Origin of the sequence: Janthinobacterium sp. 61, from assembly GCF_002846335.1 — a bacterium.
Classification (GTDB): domain Bacteria; phylum Pseudomonadota; class Gammaproteobacteria; order Burkholderiales; family Burkholderiaceae_D; genus Janthinobacterium.
The window spans coordinates 77,935-98,431 of the sequence record NZ_PJMQ01000001.1 but is presented as its reverse complement, the minus strand read 5'-3'; the positions used below and the strand labels follow the sequence as shown (position 1 = coordinate 98,431).

The window sequence follows — 20,497 nt, the reverse complement described above, 5'->3', positions numbered from 1 at the left end:
AATATTCGCAGCGGCATCGTATAAAACGCCCCCATAGTACTGTACAGTGCTTGCCCTTCCGCCCCGGGCTGGGGCAGCAATTACTTGTAGTAAAGTTCTCATGCTCTCTGCAGTCTCGAATAAAACCAAGATAAGGCCCCTTCATGGCAATTAACATCATTCTGAACCTGCTCGTTGCGCTGATCGTCTTCGCTTTCATGTTCCACCAGCAACGCAAACACGCGACGTTTACCGTTCGCGTCTTCACGGGCCTGGGCCTGGGCGTACTGCTGGGTGCGGCAGCGCAAGCGCTGTATGGCGCCGGTTCGCCCATCATCGCGGGCACCAATGAATACATCGACATCGTCGGCAGCGGCTACGTGAAACTGCTGCAAATGATCATCATGCCGCTGATCATGGTCTCCATCATTTCCGCCATCCTGAAACTCAAGGATGCCAGTTCCCTGGGCAAGATCAGCGCGCTGACCATCGGCACCCTCCTGATCACCACCACGATCGCCGCCGCGCTGGGCATCCTGATGGCCAAGCTGTTCGGCTTGACGGCTGTCGGCCTGACGTCGAGCGCGGCCGAAGTGGCGCGCGGCGTGCAGCTGCAAGGCTCGCTGGAAACGGCGAAAGCCCTGTCCTTGCCAAAGTTGCTGGTCAGCTTCGTGCCGACCAACCCCTTCCTCGACATGACGGGCGCGCGCAAGACGTCGACCATCGCTGTGGTGGTGTTCTCCATCTTCATCGGTATCTCGGCCACGGGCATCGCCGCGAAAAAGCCGGAAATATTCGCTTCCTTCGAGAGCTTCATGAAAGTGGCGCACGCCATCGTCATGCGCATGGTCACCCTGGTGCTGCGCCTGACGCCCTATGGCGTATTTGCGCTGATGTTTGAAGTGGTGGCATCGTCGAGCTATACGGACATTTTGAAACTGATCAACTTCGTCGTCGCCTCGTACAGCGCGCTGATCTTGATGTTCCTGGTGCACCTGGCCATCATCGCCGGCGTCGGCCTGAACCCGCTGCGCTTCGTGAAAAAAGTCTTCCCCGTGCTGGCTTTCGCCTTCACCTCGCGCACCAGCGCCGGTTCGATCCCGATGAGTGTGCAGACACAAACCCAACGCCTGGGCACGCCGGAAGGCATCGCCAACTTCGCCGCCTCGTTCGGCTCGACCATCGGCCAGAACGGCTGCGCCGGCATCTATCCGGCCATGCTGGCCGTGATGATCGCCCCCACCGTCGGCGTCGACCCGTTCACCGTCAGCTTCCTGCTGCCCTTGCTGGCCATTATCACCATCGGTTCCGTCGGCGTGGCCGGCGTGGGCGGCGGCGCCACGTTTGCCGCCCTGATCGTGCTGTCGGCCATGGACTTGCCCGTCGCCCTGGCCGGCTTGCTGATCTCCGTCGAACCGCTGATCGACATGGGCCGCACGGCCCTGAACGTGAGCGGCTCGATTACGGCCGGCACCGTCACCAGCCGGGTCATGGGGCAGACCGACCTGGCCGTCTACAACAGCGACGACGCACCCGACCTGGACGAAGCGGAACACGCCGCTTAAGTAGCCATCCACCGGCGCGCCGCGCCTTGCCCCTTTCGCCTATATTTATTAACAATAAATACAGAGGAAGGCGCGAGGCGATGCAACAGAAATGGCCGCAGCAAATCTGGATCGTGCGTCACGGCCAAAGTGCCGGCAACGTGGCGCGCGATGCCGCCGAAGCGGAAAAACAGTTATTGATCGCCATTGCCGAGCGCGATGTCGACGTCCCCCTCTCCGAGTTGGGCGCGCGCCAGGCGCACACCTTGCGCGACTGGTTCGCCACCCTTCCCCCTGAACAACAACCGACCGTCGTGTTGTACTCGCCCTACGTGCGGGCGCACCAGACGGCGCAAGCCGTTCTGGCGCGCATCGACGCGGACAGCCTTGCCTCGGTGGTGGCCGACAAGCGCCTGCGCTCCTCGACCGCCTGACCGTGCACGGCATCGCCAGCAAGTACCCGGAACTGCACGAACAACGCCAGCACGTGGGCAAGTTTTACTTCCGCCCACCGGGCGGCGAAAGCTGGTGCGACGTCATCCTGCGCCTGCGCAGCGTGCTCGACACCATCACCCGCGAATACCGGGGCGAACGGGTGCTGATCGTCGGCCACCAGGTCATCGTCAATTGCTTCCGCTACCTGCTGGAACACTGCGACAAGCAGACCATCCTGGCATCGACAAGGCCGCCGACGTGCCCGACTGCAGCATCACCTCGTACGCCTTCACCCCGCCCTGGGCAGGCACGGCAAGCTGCAGCTGGACCTGTGCAACTTCGTCGCGCCGCTGGAAGCGGCCGGTACCCCCGTCACGGCCCAGCCCGACATGCCGGCCGCACCCAAGTCCTAGGCCTTGTCCATGTCCGCCATCGAGTTCGCGTCTTCCCAGCTGCGCTGCTGGCGGCATAAAAACAACAGCATAAGCATATCCAGAAAGAATCGTTAGCGCGCGCCGTCACCTCCCTTAAGCTCATGGCAACAGTTTCCATACCGACACTAATCGAGCCCAAAGGACACCGCCTTGTATCCGCGCCATTCATCCGCCTCCCTCTCCCTTCCCGCCACGCCGCTGCGCGCCATCGTGCTGGCCTGCGCCATGCTCGGCGCACCGTCCGCCTGGGCACAAGAGGCGCAAGCCACCACCGGCACCACCGCTGAAACGGCCAGCGCCAGCATCGACCAGGTCACCGTCGTCGGCTCGCGCGCGCGCAACCGCACCGTCTTCGACAGCAGCGTGCCCATCGACCGTTTCGGCGCGCGCGAAGTGAGCAATGCGCTATCGACAGGCGACGTGGGCGCGGCCCTGCAAAACCTGTCGCCCTCGATCAACTTCCCCCGCATCGAGTCGAGCGGCGCGTCGGACTCCGTGCGCGGCATCCAGTTGCGGGGCCTGGCGCCCGACCAGGTGCTGGTGCTGATCAACGGCAAGCGCCGCCACACGAGCGCCGTGCTCGACACGGAAAGCAGCTTTGCCGGCACCGTGCCGGTGGACATCAATGCCATTCCACCCAACGCCATCGACCACATCGAAATCCTGCGCGACGGTGCGGGCGCCCAGTACGGCAGCGACGCCGTAGCAGGCGTGATCAACATCGTGCTGAAAAAGGCGCGCACAGGCGGCGCCGCTTCCGTCAGCTATGGTGCCAACCACACGCATTTCGACCCGACCGACCAAACCCTGACGGATGGCCAGACTGTCATCGTCAACGCCGACTATGGCGTGCCGCTGGGCGAAGCGGGCTACTTCCGCTTCGGTGCAGAAACGCGGCGCCGCTCGCCCACGGAACGGGCCGGCCCCAGCGACGCAGGCTGGACTTCCTACAACTTCACCCCAGCCGACCAGGCGCTCGATGGCAAGGTGGTGTTCAAGTCAGGCGACTCGCGCCAGCACAACAACTACCTGTTCTACAACACCCAGCTCACCCTCGCCAACGGCCTGGACCTGTACTCGTTTGCCACCTTGAACGAGCGCAAATCGGACGGCAGCGCCTACTTCCGCTATCCGGGCGACCCGTCGAACGTACTGGCACTGTATCCGAACGGCTACCGCCCCGTCACCAACGGCGACAAGCGCGACCTCAGCATCGTGGCCGGCGTACGCGGTAGTGCCGGCGAGTGGAACTGGGATGCCAGCGCGCGCCACGGCAGCGACCGCTTTGACTACGGCGTGAGCCACTCCGTCAACGCCTCGCTGGGCGCCGCCAGCCCCACGCGTTTCAAGCTGGCCGGCTTCGACTTCCGCCAGAACGCCTTGAACCTCGATGCCACACGCAGCATCGACATCGGCTTGCCCTCACCCTTGAGCGTGGCCGTGGGCGCCGAATGGATGCGCGAAACCTACACCAGCTCGGCGGGCGACCCGGCTTCGTACGCGGCCGGCAGCTTTACGGACGCTCCACCGGGCGCGCAGGCGGGACCGGGCTTGCGCCCGTCCGACGCCTACGACGGCAGCCGGCAAATCCGCTCCGTGTATGCGGACGTGGAAAGCGATCTCACGCCGCGCCTGCTGGTGGGTGCCGCCGCCCGCTATTCCGACTACAGCGACTTCGGCAGCGCCAGCACGGGCAAGCTATCCACACGCTACAAAGTGACGGAGAATTTCCTCGTGCGCGGTTCGCTGTCGAACAGCTTCCGCGCACCAGCCCTCGTGCAGACGGGCTTCCGCTTTGCTACGTTAAACTTCAACGCCGATGGAACGGCCCTGCAAACATCGGCCCTGCTGCCGGCCAGCGACCCGCTGGCGCGCAGCTTCGGCGCGCAACAGCTGAAACCGGAAAAATCGACCAACCTGTCCCTGGGCCTGGCCTGGAAACCGGCTGCCGCCACCAGCCTGACGGTGGATGCCTATGTGATCCGCATCCGCGACCGCATCACGCGCTCGAGCGACTTGCAAAGCGATGCCGTCACCGCCTACCTGGCCGCCAATGGTCGCAGCGACATCCAGTCCGTCGCCTACCTGGCCAACCTGCTCGACACGCGCACAAAAGGCCTGGACGTGGTGCTGAATCACGACCTGGCGTTCACCTCAGGCAAGCTGAGCCTGAACGCAGCCTTGAACCTGAACAAGACCAGTCTCGACAAGGTACGCCAGAGTGCCGCTGCGTTGAGCACCATCGATCCCAGTTTGAGCCTGCTGACGGAGACGAGTTTGTTCCGCATCAAACAGGCGTCACCCACCAGCAAATTGATACTGGGTGCCGACTGGCAGGCGGCCGGCTGGGGCGTGCAGGCGCGCGCCACGCGCTTTGGCGAACTGAACGATTTTTCGTATGACAGCGACGCGCCCTTGATCGATGGCATCCCCGCACAGCGCTTCGGCGCCGTGTGGTCGCTGGACCTGGAAGGCCAGTTGAAGCTGAGCAAGCAACTGACCTTGAGCGTGGGTGGCAACAACATCCTCGACCGCTATCCGCAGCGCGTGCGCCAGACGAATAACGCCACGTATGGCGGCGCCCTGCCCTACAATTTCATCAACCCCATCGGCGTCAATGGCGCCTACTTTTACGCTAAATTAAGCTACACGTTCTGACACTGGACACAAAGGAAATCATGATCATCAAACAGCTCTCCCACCTCGTCGCCGGCGCCTGCCTGAGCGCTCTCCTGCTGTCCAGCGCCCAGGCTGCCGCACCGCTGGTGCTGATGACGGACTTCGGCACGGCCGACGGCGCCGTGTCCGCCATGCATGGCGTGGCCTATGGCGTCGACCCCAAGCTCACCATCTCGGACCTGACGCACCAGATTCCCGACTACGACATCTGGCTGGGTGCCTACCGCCTGTACCAGACAGCCAATTACTGGCCGCAAGGCACAGTGTTTGTATCCGTCATCGATCCCGGCGTGGGCACCAACCGCAAGTCGGTGGTGCTGAAAACCAAGGGTGGCCGCTACTTCGTGGGGCCGGATAACGGCCTGTTCACCCTGATCGCCGAGCGCGACGGCGTGGCCGAACTGCGCGAAATCGATGAAAAGGTCAACCGCCTGGCAGGATCAGGCGAGTCCTACACCTTCCATGGCCGCGACGTGTATGCCTATGTGGGTGCGCGCCTGGCCTCGGGCGCCATCAGCTATGAACAGGTGGGCCCGCTATTGCCGAGCGAATCAGTGGTCAAGATCGCGTATCAAAAACCTGTACGCGACGGCAATACCATCCGCGGCATCGTGCCCGTGCTGGATGTGAAATATGGCAATGTGTGGACGAATATCCCGAAAGCCCTGCTCGACGAATTGCAGGTGAAACTGCATGACCCGCTGCAAGTACGCATCCTACACAAGGGCAAGCAAGTGGCCCAGGTCACGGCGCCGTTTGAACACACGTTTGGCGGCGTCGCCAAGGGCAAGCCCCTGGTCTATCTGAACAGCCTGCTCGACGTGGCCGTGGCCCTCAGCCAGGGTGACTTTGCGGCCAAGCATCACATCGAGTCGGGTGTGGATTGGCAAGTGGAAGTGAGCAAGTCGCCAGCCGCCAAATAAATCGTCTTGCGCGGCCAGGGCATCCTGTCCTGGCCCACCTGGCCATATCCCTTGCAGGTTTGTGCCACGTCAAGCCCTGCGCTCTGCTCGCCCCCGCAACGGCCGCCTCCAGCCATCCCGATGACACCATCACGCCGCCGCGCAACGGCTAGCGACTGAACCCTGGTCCGCTGGACGGGCAAAAAAAGAGCCTTCCGCAGAAGGCTCCTGGAATACCACGGCGCAGCGCAAGCTGGCCTTGGCCCGGTATTACTTTTGCAGGCTGACCGACGTCGCCTTCGGCGTGCGGCGCCCCATCAGGAACAGCACGGCCTTCTTCAGCATGCGGTAGACGAAGCGCACCAGCAGCAGTGTCAGCACGCACTCGAGCAGGGTCAATATCATGGCCACGGCCACGGGCATGCGCGCGGCGCGGCGGTGGAACTTGGCCACTGCGCCATCGCGGGCGATTTCGATACTGTCATAGAAGGTCGGCACGACCAGCAGGGTCAAAATCGTCGAGGTGATGGTGCCGCCGATGATGGCGATCGCCAATGGACGGTAGAACTCGCCTCCCTCGCCCAGGCCCAGCGCCACGGGGAACATGCCGGCGATCAGTGCGAACGTCGTCATCAGGATGGGGCGCAAACGCATGCGGCCCGCATACATCAGCGCGTCTTCGCGGCCATGCCCCTCTTCCTCGCGCTTGCGCGCCGCATCGAGCAGCAGGATGGCGTTCTTGGCGACCAGACCCATCAGCATGATGATGCCGATAAAGCTCATCAGATTGAGGGTATTGTTGGTGATCACCAGCGCCACCACCACGCCAATCAGACTCAGCGGCAAGGACATCATCACGGCCACCGGCGCCGTGAAGGAACCAAACTGCATGACCAGGATCAAATACATCAGGCCGATACCCATCACCAGCGCGATCAGCATTTCCGTGAACAGCTCTTGCTGGTCCTGGCCTGCGCCACCAAGCGCCAGACCGTAGCCGGGTGGGAAGTCGATGGAGTTGGCCAGTTTCATGGCGTCGCTCGTCACTTCGCCGTTCGAGCGGCCCTGCGCATTGGCCGACACGGTAATCGTGCGCTTGCCGTTCTTGTGCTCGATACCGGACGGGCCCTTGCCCATGGTAATGGTGGCGATCTGGTCGAGCGGCACCATTTGCGACGTGCCCGTCACGCTGATCGGCAGGCGCTCGATGTTTTCCGATGCCACCCGGTCATCGGGATGCAAACGCACGGCCACGTCACGCGTTTCGCCCGTCGGATCGACCCAGTCGCCCACTTCCACCCCGGCAAACGCCACGCGCAACGATTGCGCCGCGTCATTGACGGAAATGCCCATCGAATTGGCCAGGCCACGGTTGAGCTCAATCTGCAACTCATTCTTCGGATCCTGCTCGGACAGGCCCACGTCGACGGCACCGGGAATGGCGCGCAGCTTGTCCATATAGGCGTTGGTAATTTCCATCAGTTTGCGCGAATCAGGACCCGTGAATTCCACCTGGATGGGCTTTTGCGAACCGTTGCTCAAGTCATCCTGCACCACGTATTCGGCGCCCACCAGACGCGACATCTTCTCGCGCAGTTCGACCGCGATTTCCTTGGCCGAACGCTTGCGGGTGTTGCGCTTGCCGATGTCGACATACACGCGTCCGCCGCCCGCATTGATGGAGCTGTTGGTATCCTTGGTTTCAGGCAAGGTCCGCGCCAGCACGGCCGCCGCTTCCAGTTTCAACCGCGAGTACTCGATGCTGCTCGACGATGGCGTGCGCACATTGATCATCAAGTTGCCCGAGTCGGATGCCGGCAAGAAACTCGTGCCGCCATGCGTGGCGTGCAGGACGATGGCGCCCACCAGGCTGCCGAAGGCGATGACGGCCATCCAGCGGCGGTGATGCAGTGCCCAGGCGATGACGCGGCCATAGCGGTCGGCCTGGTGGTCGAACCAGTGGTTGAAACGCTCCAGCACGCGGCCGATGCCCTTTTTCGGCGCCGAGTGTTCCTCGACCGGGTCGCCCCAGTAGGCCGACAGCATCGGGTCGAGCGTAAACGAGATGCCCAGGCTGACCAGCACCGAGCACGTCACCGTCAAGGCAAAAGGACGGAACCATTCGCCGGAAATGCCCGGCATGAAGGCCACGGGAATGAAGACGGCGATGATGGAGAAGGTCGTGGCGGCCACGGCCATGCCGATCTCGGCCGTGCCTTCCAGCGCGGCCGTACGGCGGTCCTTGCCCATCTGCATGTGGCGCACGATGTTTTCGCGCACCACGATGGCGTCATCGATCAGCACGCCGATGGCCAGCGACAGGCCCAGCAGGGTCATGAAGTTCAGGGTAAAGCCGCACAGCCACACGGCAATGAAGGCGGCAATCACGGACGTGGGCAGGCTCAGCGCCGTGATCAGGGTCGAACGCCAGGAGTTCAGGAAGGCGTAGACGACGAAAATGGTCAGCACGGCGCCCAGCACCAGTGATTCGATCACATTGTTCAAGCTATGCTGGGCGTTTTCGCCACCGTCGCGCGTCACTTGCAGGATCGTGCCTTTCGGCAAGGTCTTGTTGATTTCCGCCACCATGTCGCGGATCTTGTTGGCCACGCTGACAGTGGAGGCATCGCGCACGCGGGTAATCGACATGCCCACGTTGGGCTTGCCGCTGCGCATGCTCAGGCTGTTGACTTCGGCAAAGCCATCCTCGATGGTGGCCACTTGCGCCAGGCGCACGATTTCCTCGCCGCGGCGCTTGATCACCACTTTTTCGAAGTCGCTTGGCGACTCGATGCGGCCCACCAGGCGGATGCTTTTCTCGTCCAGGGTGCCGCGCACCTTGCCCACGGGCGCGTTCGTGTTCTGGTTGCGCAAGGCGGTCACGACATCGCTGACGGAAACGTTATATTCACGCAACTTTTCCGCCCGCAGCAGCACGGACAGTTCGCGCTTCAGCGAACCGCCCACGTTGACCAGCGCCACGCCATCGACGGTGCGGAAGCGGTCCGACAGCACGTCTTCTGCCAGGCGCGAAATTTCCGCATGGCTTTGCGTATTCGACGACAGGGCCAGCTGCATGATCGGCTCGGCAGCCGGGTCGATGCGCTGCAGAATAGGCTCACGCATTTCCGTCGGCAACTTGTAGCGCACGGCGGCAATCGCATTGCGGATATTGTCGGATGCCTCGATCAAATTGGTATTGAAAGAGAACTTCAGGAAGATGCTGGCCGAACCTTCATTCGAGTCGCTGTTGACCTCGGTCACGCCGGAAATGCTTTGCAGCGACTTTTCCAGGCGGTTCACCACTTCGCGCTCGACCGTATCAGGCGATGCGCCAGGGTAAGGAATGCTGACGACGATGAAGGGCACTTCGACGTCCGGATTCTGGTTGACGCGCAGTTTCTTGAGCGCAAGCAAACCGACGCACATCATGGCCAGGATCAGGACGATGGTGGCGGTGGGCCGCTTGATACTGAAGTCGGAAAGGAACATGGCTTAGTTTCCTTTGCCGGCAACGGCGTTGCTGCTGCTGGCCACGGCGGCGGCCGGCACGGCCTTGCCGGCCGTCAATTCCACTTTCTGACCATCCTTGAAGGTCGAACCGGGCGTGCGCAGCACGGTGTCGCCGCTGGCCAGGCCGCTTTGCACTTCCCACTGGCCAGTGCGCACGTCGCGCGCCCCGATACGCAGCGTGACTTTATGCAAAGCCTTGTCCTTGACTTTCCACGTGTAAGTGACGTCGCCCGCCTTCACCAGGGCCGAGTCGGGTATCATCAGCGCGCTGACGGTTTCCGTCTCGATGCGCCCTTCCGCATACAGACCGGCCACGCGCGGCTGTTCCTTGTCGTTGAAATCGACCAGCACGGCCACCTGGCGGGTGACAGTGTTGGCGGCAGGATCGACGCGGCGCACCTTGCCCGCGAAATCCTGGCCTGGATAACCATTGATGCGGAACAGCACGGGCTGGCCCACCTTGACGACGCCGATCTTGTCGGCCGACACCAGGCCTTCGAGGCGCATGCTGGTCGGATCGATGACCTTGATCAATTCCTTGCCGATTTGCGCCGTATCGCCATTCGATACCTTGCGCTCGCTCACGATGCCGTCGAACGGCGCGCGCACGAGGGTGCGCTGCAGCTGCTGGCGGGCCTGGGCGGCGCGGCTTTTCGCGGCGGACAAGTCGCTTTGCGCATTGTTGCGGCGAATTTCCGCGTCTTCCAGCGCCTGCGTCGACGTCATGCCCGAGGCGCGCAGGGTTTTCATGCGCTGGAACATGCGTTCGGACTGCTCCAGCACTTGGCTGGCGGCACGACTGGCTTCCTCGGCCGAATTGAGGCTGTCGCGGATGGACGTTTCATCCAGACGCACCAGCACGTCACCCCGTTTGACGACTTCACCGTTTTCCTTCATGACCTGGATCACCACGGCCGATACCTCGGCGCGCAAGTCCGCGTTGCGCTCGGGCTGCACGGAACCGGTGATGACGGGACCCGACGCCAGCGCATTGCTTTGTATGGTCAGCAGGTCTTCCGGAGAGACGAGCAAATTGACGGCGGCGCCCGCCTGTTCCTTGGCGCCCTTGCCATCGCCCTTGCCAGGATCCTTGGACTCTTTGCCGCAGGCGGTCAGGGCAGAAGCGATTGCCAGAACAAACAGGGTTTTGCGCAACATGGGTAATTCTCCGGATAGATAGCACCGCTACCGTCCCGGCGGCCCGGATAGGGCTGCAGGCGTTAGCAGGCGTTTATTTTTATTAAAACCACAAGCGCCAAAGTATCCCTGAGCGTGTCCGGGCATGTCAATCAACGGATTCCTGTAATGCTTTATTGAATGGATGAAACGTAGTTTTTACGCCCTGAAACGCAAAACCCCGCCTTCGGCGGGGTTGTGCATGTCAGGGTCGAAGACGCTTAGCGGGCAAAAATGGTGTTGATCAGGAAACCGATCGCCACGCCCGTGCACAGGCCGCCGGCGATTTCCACCAGGGTATGGCCCATGCGCTCGCGCAAGGTCTTGTGCGCGGTGCTGGCCGCTTCCACGGCCAGGCGATTGATCGCCGCCGCCTGCTTGCCCACGTGCTGGCGCAGGCTGTTCGCATCGATGATGACGATGAAGGCCAGGGTGACGGCCACGCCGAAAGCGGGGTGGCCTATGCCCTCGCGCAAGGCGATCAGGGTAGCCATGCTGGAAACGACGGCGCTGTGATTGCTGGGAAAACCGCCATTGCCGACCAGGCCGAATGCCCATTGCCGCGTGCGGACACTGTTGATCAGGAATTTGATCGGTCCGACCAGGATCCAGGTGATCAGGGGCGTGACGAGGTAAGCGATATCCACGGGGTATTCCTTCTTATATGTATAGAGTGTGTCAGGGGCTGCGGCAGCCGGAGGGGCGCGCCGCAATTATCGCAGATCATCCGCGCCAGCAGAACTGTCTGTCGTCAACCTATAAAACGCCGCCCTTGGCGGCAACTAATATAAAATCATGGCATATACAACAATTGACGTATATCAACACTGAGCGCGGCGCGCACAGCGGCGCGGATAATCAAACGTCTTTCATACTTGCAACGGGGTCCTCATGCGGCATTTCAGAATTTCCTTTTTAGTCACTTTCATCCTGATGGCAGTGTCGGGCTGGTGGGGTTACAGCCATGGCGGCATGTCAGGCATGATCCAGGCGCTGTGGATCACGGGCGTGCTGGGCATCATGGAAGTGTCGCTGTCGTTCGACAATGCCGTGGTGAATGCCTCGGTCTTGCGTCACTGGAATGAATTCTGGCAAAAACTGTTCTTGACGGTCGGTATCCTCGTGGCCGTCTTCGGCATGCGGCTGCTGTTCCCGCTGGTCATCGTATCGGTGGCCACGGGCCTGGGCCTGGTCGACGTGTGGACCATGGCCACCACCACGCCGGATGTCTATGCCAAGCACCTGACGGACAACCATGCGCAAGTGGCGGCCTTCGGCGGCGCCTTCCTGCTGCTGGTCTTCCTGAACTTCCTGTTTGACGACGAGAAGGAATTGCACTGGCTGGGCTGGGCCGAGGAAAAAGTGAATGCGCTGGGCACCGAAAGCCTGGCCGTGCTGATCACCATGGGCGCCGTGGCGGCCTGCGTGGCGATGGGCCCTGCGGATGAAAAATACAGCGTGCTCGCTGCGGGCATCGTCGGCATCGCCGTCTACATCGGCGTAAACTGGATCAGCGGCTTGCTGGAAGAAGGCGAACCGGACTTGCAGGATGACGCAGAAGAAGGCGCCGCGCCAGCCAGGAACGGCAATGGCGATCTCGTCAAAACGGTGGCGCGCGGCAGCATCGGCGGCTTCCTGTACCTGGAAGTGCTGGACGCCTCGTTCAGCTTTGACGGCGTGATCGGCGCATTCGCCATCACCAACGACGTCGTCATCATCATGCTGGGCCTGGCCATCGGCGCCATGTTCGTGCGCTCGATGACAGTCTTCCTGGTGCACAAGGGCACGCTGGACGAATTCGTCTACCTGGAGCACGGCGCCCATTATGCGATCGGCATCCTGGCCTTGATCATGCTGGCGTCCGTCAAGTACCATATTCCGGAGTGGTTCACGGGCCTGTCGGGCGTGGCCTTCATCCTGGTCTCGCTGTGGTCGTCCCTGCGTTATCGCAAACGGCACGCGGCACAAGCTTGAAATCGGGGGGCTCGCCCCCAATTGAGAGAGTAATGGCACGAGCGCCTTGCGCTCATCCCATGAAGGTATGTTTGAGTTATTTAATAAAAAGGAGCACCACATGGCAATCAGTTTGCAAAAAGGCGGCAACGTCAACCTGAGCAAGGAAGCACCGAACCTGAAGAAGATCATCGTCGGCCTCGGCTGGGATCCTCGTTCCACGGACGGCGCCACCTTCGACCTTGACGGTAGTGCTTTCCTCCTGAAAAGCGACGGCAAAGTCCGTGGCGACTCTGACTTCATCTTCTACAACAACCTGAAGTCGACCGACGGTTCCGTCGTCCACACGGGCGACAACACCACGGGCGAAGGCGAAGGCGACGATGAGCGTATCGAAATCGACCTGTCGCGCGTACCGGCCGACATCGACCGCATCAGCGTCACCGTCACCATTCACGACGCCGACGCGCGCCGCCAGAACTTCGGCATGGTCTCGAAAGCCTTCATCCGCTGCCTGAACGCGGAAGGCGAAAAAGAAATCGCCCGCTACGACCTGTCCGAAGACAGCTCGACGGAAACGGCGATGATCTTTGGCGAAATCTACCGCTACAACGGCGAATGGAAGTTCAAGGCCATCGGCCAGGGCTTCAATGGCGGCCTCGGCCCTCTGGCCCGTTCGTTCGGTGTGAATGCCTAAACGTTTTATGCGCTAAACACAGCCGCCTGGACGTACTCAGGCGGCTTTTTTTTGGAGATTTATCATGCCAGTATTTAGTGTCACCGGCGACGTCGATCCCTTCCTTCACGTCAGCATGAAGCAGGGCGAAACCATCTATTGCGAATCCGATGCGATGGTGATGATGGAAACGGCGCTGGACTTGAAAGGCAAAATGACCGGCGGCTTGGGCAGTGCCATCATGCGCCGCTTCGCGAATGGCGAATCGTTCTTCCAGCAGCATATCGAAGCGGTGCGCGGCAGTGGCGACTGCCTGCTCTCGCCCACCCTTCCGGGCGCAATCGAAGTGGTCGACGTGGGCGCACGCCAGTACCTGCTCAACGACGGTGCCTTTGTCGCCGCCACCTCGGGCACGGAAATGAAAGTGCGCACGCAAAGCATCGGTAACGCGCTGTTCGCCCAGTCGGGCGGCTTCTTCGTCATGGAAACAGCCGGCACGGGGCAAGTGGTGGTGTCGGGCTTCGGCTCCATGTTCCAGCTCGACGTCGAGCCGGGCAAGGATGTCGTGATCGACAATTCCCACGTAGTGTGCTGGGACAATAGCCTGAAATACGAGATTTCCGTGACCACGGGTGGCGGCGCCAACGGCGGCGGCATCGGCGGTTTCCTCGGCAATATCGTCAATAGCGTGACCAGCGGCGAAGGTATCGTGCTGCGCTTTTCCGGTTCGGGCAAGGTGTTTATCTGCTCGCGCAACCGCGACGCATTTTTGAAATGGACCGCCAGCGGCAAAGCTGGCTGATTCCCTCTCTCTAAGGCCAGGTTAAGTCTGGCTATATAGACTTCCCGCGCGCGCACCTGCGCGCGGCTTCCCCTATTTCCACCCGGTCCCCGTACATGCAAAGAGTCTGGTTCAACAAAACATTTTCCTCGGTCGGCACGGCCATGCGCCTGATCCGCGAGGCCGATATGGCCGCAACTGGCGGCCAGCCCCGCTACCACATCGTGTGCAGCAATACGAACGCGCATGCGGCGGCCTTTTTGTCGGCCCACGAATATGCGGTCGAACCGTCGGGATTAACGGGCCTCAATTATGTGGAGTGGTGCCTGGAATTCTGCCGCGACCGCAACATCACGATTTTCTGGCCCGGCAAGGAAGCGGGCCTGATCGGCAGCGCCAGCGCGCGTTTCGCCGCCCTCGGCACGCGCGTGCTCAGCGTGGCCAGCGAAGAAACACTGACCCTGATGCACGACAAGGCGCGCTTCTGCGACGGCCTCGATCTGCCGATGGCGCGCCCAGCCGACTACCGTGCCGTGACGACCATCGCGGAATACGACGCCGCCTACGCCGAGCTGCGCCCGCTGCACCGCAAGCTGTGTATCAAGCCGTCCGAATCCGTGTATGCCCTGGGCTTTGCCATTCTCGATGAAGAGCGCACCAGCGCCCAGCTGTTGCTGGCCGGCGCCGCCTACCAGATCAATGCGCAAGAGCTGCGCAGCGGCCTGGCGCAGATGGAAACGTTCAAGACCCTGCTGCTGATGGAATACCTTGACGGCCACGAATACAGCGCCGACTGCGTCGCCGATCAGGGCAAGCTCATTTGCGCCGTGCCGCGCAAGAAGCTGCATGGCGGTGGCAGCGGCCAGCTGATCGAGCTGCGCGCCGACTTGCTGGCAGCCTGCGACAAACTGGCGCGCGACTACCTCCTCAATGGCGTCTTCAACATCCAGTTCCGTGTAGGCGCGAACGGCCTGGCTTTGTTGGAAATCAACCCGCGCATGTCGGGCGGCATCGGCATGGCGTGCGCGGCAGGTCCGAACCTGCCCTACCTGGCGCTGGCCGGTTTCGACCAGGGCTTTGACAAGCTCACCGTGCCCGCCATCCACGAAGGCATGCGCGTGGGCGAAGCCGCCTACGCCGTGGAGCTGCCATGAACATCGTCAAGCAGCAGATGCCCACGGGCGAGCTGACCTTGAAAGTGGACGAGGCGCGCTTTCCGCTGGACTGGCTGATCGGCTATGCCGCGCGTGCCAACGCCAAGCGCGGCTTCCTGTTCCTGTCCAAGGTGCTGGGCAAGCACTGGCCCGTCACGCCGCGCGCCATGGAAGCCATCCACGACGACCTGGCAGCGCAAATCCCCCCCAGCCTGCCCGGCCCCGTGGTCTTCATCGCCATGGCCGAAACGGCCGTCGGCCTGGGCCAGGGAGTGTTCGAAGCGTGGTTGCGCGCCAATCCGAACGGCAAGGCCCTGTTCCTGCACAGCTCGCGCTATCGCGTGGGCAGCGTGCCCTTCTTCGAATTCGAGGAATCGCACAGCCACGCACCGCGCCAGTTTTTACACCTGTCGGTCGCGGCCAGCGCGCTGTTTTCCACGGCGCGCAGCCTGGTGCTGATCGACGATGAAGCGTCGACCGGCAACACCTTCGCCAACCTGGTGCAAGTGTGCCGCGCACGCTATCCGCAGCTGGAAAAGCTGCACCTGGGCGTGATCACCAATTTCATGGGCCAGGCAGCCAACGCGGGCCTCACGCAGCGTTTCGGCCTGCCCACCACCATAGGCGCGGCGCTATCCGGCCAGTACACATTCCAGGCCGGCGATGCGCCGGCTCCGATAGCGGCCAGCGCGCAGCGTTTCGAGGCGAATGCAGAAAGGGGTGCCAGCTCCGCCTTCGGCCGTATTGGCGTGAGCCGCGCTCTGGCGGCGCCGCAAGGCCTGGCGGTACAGCTGGCGCAAGAAATCGGCGCGGGCGACTCCGTGCTGGTGCTGGGCACGGGCGAATTCATGCACCCGTCGTTTTTGCTCGCGCGCGAGCTAGAAGCGCTGGGCAAGAACGTCGTGGTGCAATCGACCACGCGCTCACCGATTTTGTCGTGGGGCTCCGTCGGCCATATCGTCCGCTGCGACGACAATTACGGCGAAGGCATCGCCAACTATCTGTACAACGTGGCGCCTGGCCAGTACCAGCACGTTTTCATCTGCCATGAAACCCCGGCCAGTCCGGCCCTCATGCAACTCGCCGGCCAGTTGAACGGCCGCCTGTTCCACTTTCAGTCAGAGACCAAAATTGAAGAAATTCCTGTTTGTTGATCTGGACGACACACTGTTCCAGACCCCTAAGAAATGCGTCGGCGCGACCGACCTGCAAGCCGCCGCCTACCTGAAAAATGGTGACGCCTGCTCGTTTACGACGGCGCGCCAGCGCGCCTTCTTTGAATTCGCACAAAGCGGCATGACCCTGATTCCCGCCACGGCAAGGAATGGCGACGCCTTCCGCCGGGTCGACCTGCCGTTTACCAGCTACAGCGTGCTCGACTACGGCGGCATCGTGCTGCAGCCTGGCGGCGCGCTCGACGCGGGCTGGCTGGCGCTGATGCAGAACGACATGCAGACGGCGCTGCCCGGCCTGCAGGACGCCATGCGCATCATCGACGATTTCCAGATCAAGGCAGGCATGCCCTCGCGCGCGCGCCTGATCGAGGATTACAACACGCCTTTCTACATCGTCGTCAAGGACCATGAAGCGCGCGGCGAGCGCCTGGCCGACATCGAGGAGCAGGTGCTGCAGCAGTGGATCGCCAAGGAAGGCGCCGACTACTTCATCCACCGCAACGGCAACAACCTTGCCGTGCTACCGAAGACCCTGAACAAGGCGCGCGCCGTGGCCTACCTGCGCGCGGAACTGGAAGCCGAGCATGGCCCCATCGTCAGCTTTGGCATGGGCGACAGCCGTTCGGACGCGCGTTTCATGGCCGAATGCGACTACGCCATCATCCCCAACGGCACCCAGCTGGCGGCACTCACGGTGGCGGCGCTATGACCGAAGGCACGCAGCATTTCAGCGGCAGCTACCGCCAGGAAGACGTGGAATTTCTGCTCACGCCGATGGCGCTCGAACCCATCCTCGACCTGGCCGAAAAGGAGCGTTTGATCCAGTCCGGCCAACGCCACTACAGCGAAATGCTGTCGCCGGAATCCCTGCCCTCGCCGGCCTATCTGGCGCTGTTCCAGAGCGCGTTTGCCGCCAACCGCCTGCAGATGGCGCGCGACTGCCTGCGTCTGGCGGCCCTGATCGCGGCGCGTCGTACTGGCGCCATCACCCTGGTGTCGCTGGCGCGCGCCGGCACGCCCGTGGGCGTCATCCTCGGTCATTTGCTGCGCCAGTTGTTCCAGCGTGAGTGCAGCCATTATTCCGTCTCCATCATCCGCGACCGCGGCATCGATGCGAACGCCCTCAAGCACATCCTGGCGCAGGGCCATGGCGACGCGTCCATCGTCTTCGTCGATGGCTGGACGGGCAAGGGCGTGATTTCGCGCGAACTGCGCCAGACGGTCAAGGATTTCAACGCCGCGCACGGCACGTTGATCGACGGCGGCCTGTTCGTTCTGTCCGACCTGGCCGGCACGGCCGCCTGCGCCGCCTCGGCCAGCGACTACCTGATCCCGTCGAGCATTTTGAACGCCACCGTCTCGGGCCTGGTCAGCCGCTCCGTGCTCAATGACAGCATCGGCCCCGACGACTACCACGGCTGCGTGTACTACGCGCAGTTCGAGCAGCACGACCAGTCGCGCGATTTCGCCGACGGCCTGGTGGCCGACGCCATGGCGATCGCCGCCAGCAGCGGCGTTCCGCTGGCCGAGGCGAGCGATGCGCCAGCCATGGCGGCGCGCTCGCAAGCCTACATGGCCGCTGCGCAGCAGGAATACGGCATCAGCGACATCAATCTGATCAAGCCAGGCATCGGCGAAGCGACGCGCGTGCTGCTGCGCCGCGTGCCCGAACGCCTGATCGTGCGCGACACGAATGCGCCGGACGTGGCACATTTGCTGCTTCTGGCGCAGGAAAAAGCCATACCCGTCACAGTAGAACCGGCACTGCCCTACCAGGCGGTCGCCCTTATCAGGAGCGCAGTCGATGGATAACAACTCCCTACACCCACAAAGTGAGCATAAAGCGGCGCTGGGCGCCTCCATGTATGTGCCGACCACGCACAAGGACTTGCTGGCGATCGCCAATGGCGACAAATTCAGTCATTTGCGCTCGGTCATACTTTGCACCGAAGACGCCATCGCGGAGCGCGACCTCAGTTACGCGCTGTTCAATTTATCGCTGGCGTTGCAAAACATGTGCGACGAATCGGATACCCTGCGCTTCGTGCGCGTGCGCAATCTCGACGTACTGGCGCGCGTGCTGGCCATGCCCGGCGCGGACAAATTGAGCGGCTTCGTGCTGCCCAAGTCCACGCGCCACAATTTCGCCGCGTATTTCGAGCTGGTGCGCCACACGCACCATTTGCTGATGCCGACGCTGGAAACGGCGGAAGTGTTCGACGACGAGGAAATGAAGCAGTTCCGCCTCCTCCTGTCGGCGCCGGAGGTGCGCCGCCGCATCCTGGCCCTGCGCATCGGCGGTAACGATTTATTGGCCCTGCTGGGACTGCGCCGCCCCACCAGCGGCACCATCTATCAAACGCCGCTGGGGCAAGTCATCGGCCGCCTGGTCACCATCTTCAAGCCGCACGGCTTCCAGCTGACGGCACCCGTCTTCGAGCACTTGTCGCAAGGCAGCTGGCTGGACGCCGAAGTGGCGCAGGACATGGCGCATGGCATGATCGCCAAGACGGCCATCCACCCGGACCAGGTGCCGCAGATCGAGCGCCACTATCAGGTGGCCCAGTCGGACATCGAACTGGCACTGCGCATCATCGACCCGGACAGCCCGGCCGTGTTCCGCATGCAGGAATCGATGTGCGAAGTGGCGACCCACTCCAGCTGGGCGCAGCGCATCATCGAGCAGGCGCGCCTGTTCGGCATCCGCCATGCGGCCGACGGTGCCGCGGCGCCCGCCCCTCATTTGCATCACTCCTTGAATACTCAACTCTCCAGCGACGAAGGGACTGCACGACCATGACCAATTTCACACGTGGACAAAAAGGCAAACTGGCTGACCTGGGCTTGAATGGCCCGTTTGCCGTCACGCTCGATATCGTTTCAGGTTCGATGGAAGTGGACGTCAGCTGCTTCGGCGTCGATGCGGCCGGCAAGCTGTCGGACGACCGCTACATGGTGTTCTTCAACCAGAAAAGCGCGCCGGACAACGCCATCACGGTGGACCTGAACGGCCCCCGCTCCACCTTCCAGGTGGACCTTTCCCGCCTGCCCGCCTCGATCGACAAGCTGGTGTTCACGGCGGCGACGGAACAGGGCAGCATGCGCGCGCTGGGCAACTCCAGCATGGCGCTGGGCCAGGCGGCCACGTTTGCCTTCACGGGCAATGACTTCCAGGATGAAAAAGCCGTCATCATCGGCGAACTGTATCGCCGCGACGGCAGCTGGCGCTTCGGCGCCGTAGGCCAGGGCTTCGCCGGCGGCCTGGCGGCGCTGCTGAAGCACTTCGGCGGCAGCGAGGCGGCGCAATCGGCTCCTGCCCCTGCACCGATTCCCGTCCCCACGCCAGCGGCCCCGCCGCCGGCGAATAAAATCTCGCTGTCGAAGATCCGCCTGGAAAAGCGCGGCGACAAGATTTCGCTCGACAAGCGCGACAGCGGCGGCTATGGCCGCATCCGTGTCAACCTGAACTGGAACCAGAACGCCGCGCAAGGCCAGGCGCCCGCCTCGAAGCTGGACACGGGCTTCCTCGGCAAGCTGTTCAACAAGCCGGCCGGCCGCGCGGGCGGCATCGACCTCGACATCGGCTGCCTGTTCGAAATGAGCAGCGGTGCCAAGAGCGCCGTGCAGGCGCTGGGCAACAGCTGGGGCGCCTACGACCGTCCGCCCTACATCCATCTGGAAGGCGACGACCGTACGGGCAGCATCAGCAGCGGCGAAAACATCTTCATCAACGGCAGCCATTTCGACCAGATCAAACGCGTGCTCGTCTACGCCTTCATCTACGAAGGCGTACCGAACTGGGCTGCCACGGATGGCGTCGTGACGATCGAGATTCCCGGCCAGCCTACCGTGGAAGTGCGTCTCGACACAGACAGCTCGCACGCCATGTGCGCCATCGCCATGCTGGAAAACCACGGCGGCAACCTGCAGGTGACAAAATTGGTGGAATACTTCGGCGGCCAAGGTAAAATCACGGCGCACCAGGCCATGGACGAGCGCTACAATTTCGGACTGAACTGGAAAGCCGGACGGAAAGACTGAGTGTACGTACACCACTAGCGGAAGGCTGGGGTCAGACTCGCCGGGACTCGGCGTC

The 20,497-nt window shown here is 62.5% G+C and carries 17 protein-coding genes; 14 read left to right on the top strand and 3 right to left on the bottom strand.

Annotation, left to right across the window (positions count from 1 at the left end):
• The first annotated feature begins 143 nt into the window (after positions 1-143).
• The 5 genes from CLU92_RS00465 (at position 144) to CLU92_RS00450 (ending at position 5,994) form a co-directional block, all read left to right on the top strand.
• Entirely contained in the window at positions 144-1,544 is a 1,401-nt protein-coding gene (locus CLU92_RS00465; RefSeq protein WP_101480271.1) for an L-cystine transporter, read from the top strand.
• Between the two features lie 80 nt (positions 1,545-1,624).
• Positions 1,625-1,957 (top strand): phosphoglycerate mutase family protein, encoded by a 333-nt coding sequence (locus CLU92_RS28055; RefSeq protein ID WP_257560731.1) that lies wholly within the window; start codon positions 1,625-1,627, stop codon positions 1,955-1,957.
• A gap of 2 nt (positions 1,958-1,959) precedes the next feature.
• Positions 1,960-2,430, top strand: a complete 471-nt coding sequence (locus tag CLU92_RS28050; RefSeq protein ID WP_257560730.1) for a histidine phosphatase family protein — start codon at positions 1,960-1,962, stop codon at positions 2,428-2,430.
• 112 nt (positions 2,431-2,542) lie between these two features.
• Positions 2,543-5,050, top strand: coding sequence for a TonB-dependent siderophore receptor (locus CLU92_RS00455; protein ID WP_257560729.1), 2,508 nt, complete (start codon positions 2,543-2,545; stop codon positions 5,048-5,050).
• A gap of 20 nt (positions 5,051-5,070) precedes the next feature.
• Positions 5,071-5,994, top strand: coding sequence for an S-adenosyl-l-methionine hydroxide adenosyltransferase family protein (locus tag CLU92_RS00450; RefSeq protein WP_101480270.1), 924 nt, complete (start codon positions 5,071-5,073; stop codon positions 5,992-5,994).
• 249 nt (positions 5,995-6,243) lie between these two features.
• On the opposite strand, the gene CLU92_RS00445 is transcribed toward CLU92_RS00450, so the two are convergent.
• The 3 genes from CLU92_RS00445 to CLU92_RS00435 all read right to left on the bottom strand — a co-directional run bounded on the left by CLU92_RS00445 (position 6,244) and on the right by CLU92_RS00435 (position 11,309).
• A complete protein-coding gene (locus CLU92_RS00445; RefSeq protein WP_101480269.1) occupies positions 6,244-9,465 on the bottom strand; it encodes an efflux RND transporter permease subunit in 3,222 nt (1,073 codons plus the stop codon).
• A gap of 3 nt (positions 9,466-9,468) precedes the next feature.
• A complete protein-coding gene (locus tag CLU92_RS00440; RefSeq protein WP_101480268.1) occupies positions 9,469-10,644 on the bottom strand; it encodes an efflux RND transporter periplasmic adaptor subunit in 1,176 nt (391 codons plus the stop codon).
• 239 nt (positions 10,645-10,883) lie between these two features.
• Positions 10,884-11,309, bottom strand: a complete 426-nt coding sequence (locus tag CLU92_RS00435; protein WP_101480267.1) for a divergent PAP2 family protein — start codon at positions 11,307-11,309, stop codon at positions 10,884-10,886.
• A 244-nt stretch (positions 11,310-11,553) separates the two neighbouring features.
• Between CLU92_RS00435 and CLU92_RS00430 the strand changes: the two genes are divergently transcribed.
• The 9 genes from CLU92_RS00430 (at position 11,554) to CLU92_RS00390 (ending at position 20,442) form a co-directional block, all read left to right on the top strand.
• Positions 11,554-12,636: a DUF475 domain-containing protein gene (locus CLU92_RS00430; protein WP_101480266.1), complete on the top strand. Its 1,083-nt coding sequence runs from the start codon at positions 11,554-11,556 to the stop codon at positions 12,634-12,636.
• Positions 12,637-12,736: 100 nt separating this feature from the next.
• Positions 12,737-13,312: a TerD family protein gene (locus CLU92_RS00425; protein ID WP_034759261.1), complete on the top strand. Its 576-nt coding sequence runs from the start codon at positions 12,737-12,739 to the stop codon at positions 13,310-13,312.
• A 64-nt stretch (positions 13,313-13,376) separates the two neighbouring features.
• Positions 13,377-14,093, top strand: a complete 717-nt coding sequence (locus tag CLU92_RS00420) for a TIGR00266 family protein (RefSeq protein WP_101480265.1) — start codon at positions 13,377-13,379, stop codon at positions 14,091-14,093.
• Between the two features lie 95 nt (positions 14,094-14,188).
• On the top strand, positions 14,189-15,226 hold the full coding sequence (locus CLU92_RS00415) for an ATP-grasp domain-containing protein (RefSeq protein WP_101480264.1): 1,038 nt from the start codon (positions 14,189-14,191) through the stop codon (positions 15,224-15,226).
• Positions 15,223-16,380 (top strand): phosphoribosyltransferase domain-containing protein, encoded by a 1,158-nt coding sequence (locus CLU92_RS00410; RefSeq protein ID WP_101480263.1) that lies wholly within the window; start codon positions 15,223-15,225, stop codon positions 16,378-16,380. Before CLU92_RS00415 ends, CLU92_RS00410 begins: the two co-directional genes overlap by 4 nt.
• A complete protein-coding gene (locus CLU92_RS00405) occupies positions 16,358-17,110 on the top strand; it encodes an HAD family hydrolase (protein WP_101480262.1) in 753 nt (250 codons plus the stop codon). The genes CLU92_RS00410 and CLU92_RS00405 overlap by 23 nt, the downstream gene beginning before the upstream one ends.
• Positions 17,107-18,213, top strand: coding sequence for a cysteine protease StiP family protein (locus CLU92_RS00400; RefSeq protein WP_101480261.1), 1,107 nt, complete (start codon positions 17,107-17,109; stop codon positions 18,211-18,213). The genes CLU92_RS00405 and CLU92_RS00400 overlap by 4 nt, the downstream gene beginning before the upstream one ends.
• A complete protein-coding gene (locus CLU92_RS00395) occupies positions 18,206-19,201 on the top strand; it encodes an HpcH/HpaI aldolase/citrate lyase family protein (protein WP_101480260.1) in 996 nt (331 codons plus the stop codon). Before CLU92_RS00400 ends, CLU92_RS00395 begins: the two co-directional genes overlap by 8 nt.
• Entirely contained in the window at positions 19,198-20,442 is a 1,245-nt protein-coding gene (locus tag CLU92_RS00390; RefSeq protein ID WP_101480259.1) for a TerD family protein, read from the top strand. Before CLU92_RS00395 ends, CLU92_RS00390 begins: the two co-directional genes overlap by 4 nt.
• The last annotated feature ends 55 nt before the right edge of the window (positions 20,443-20,497 follow it).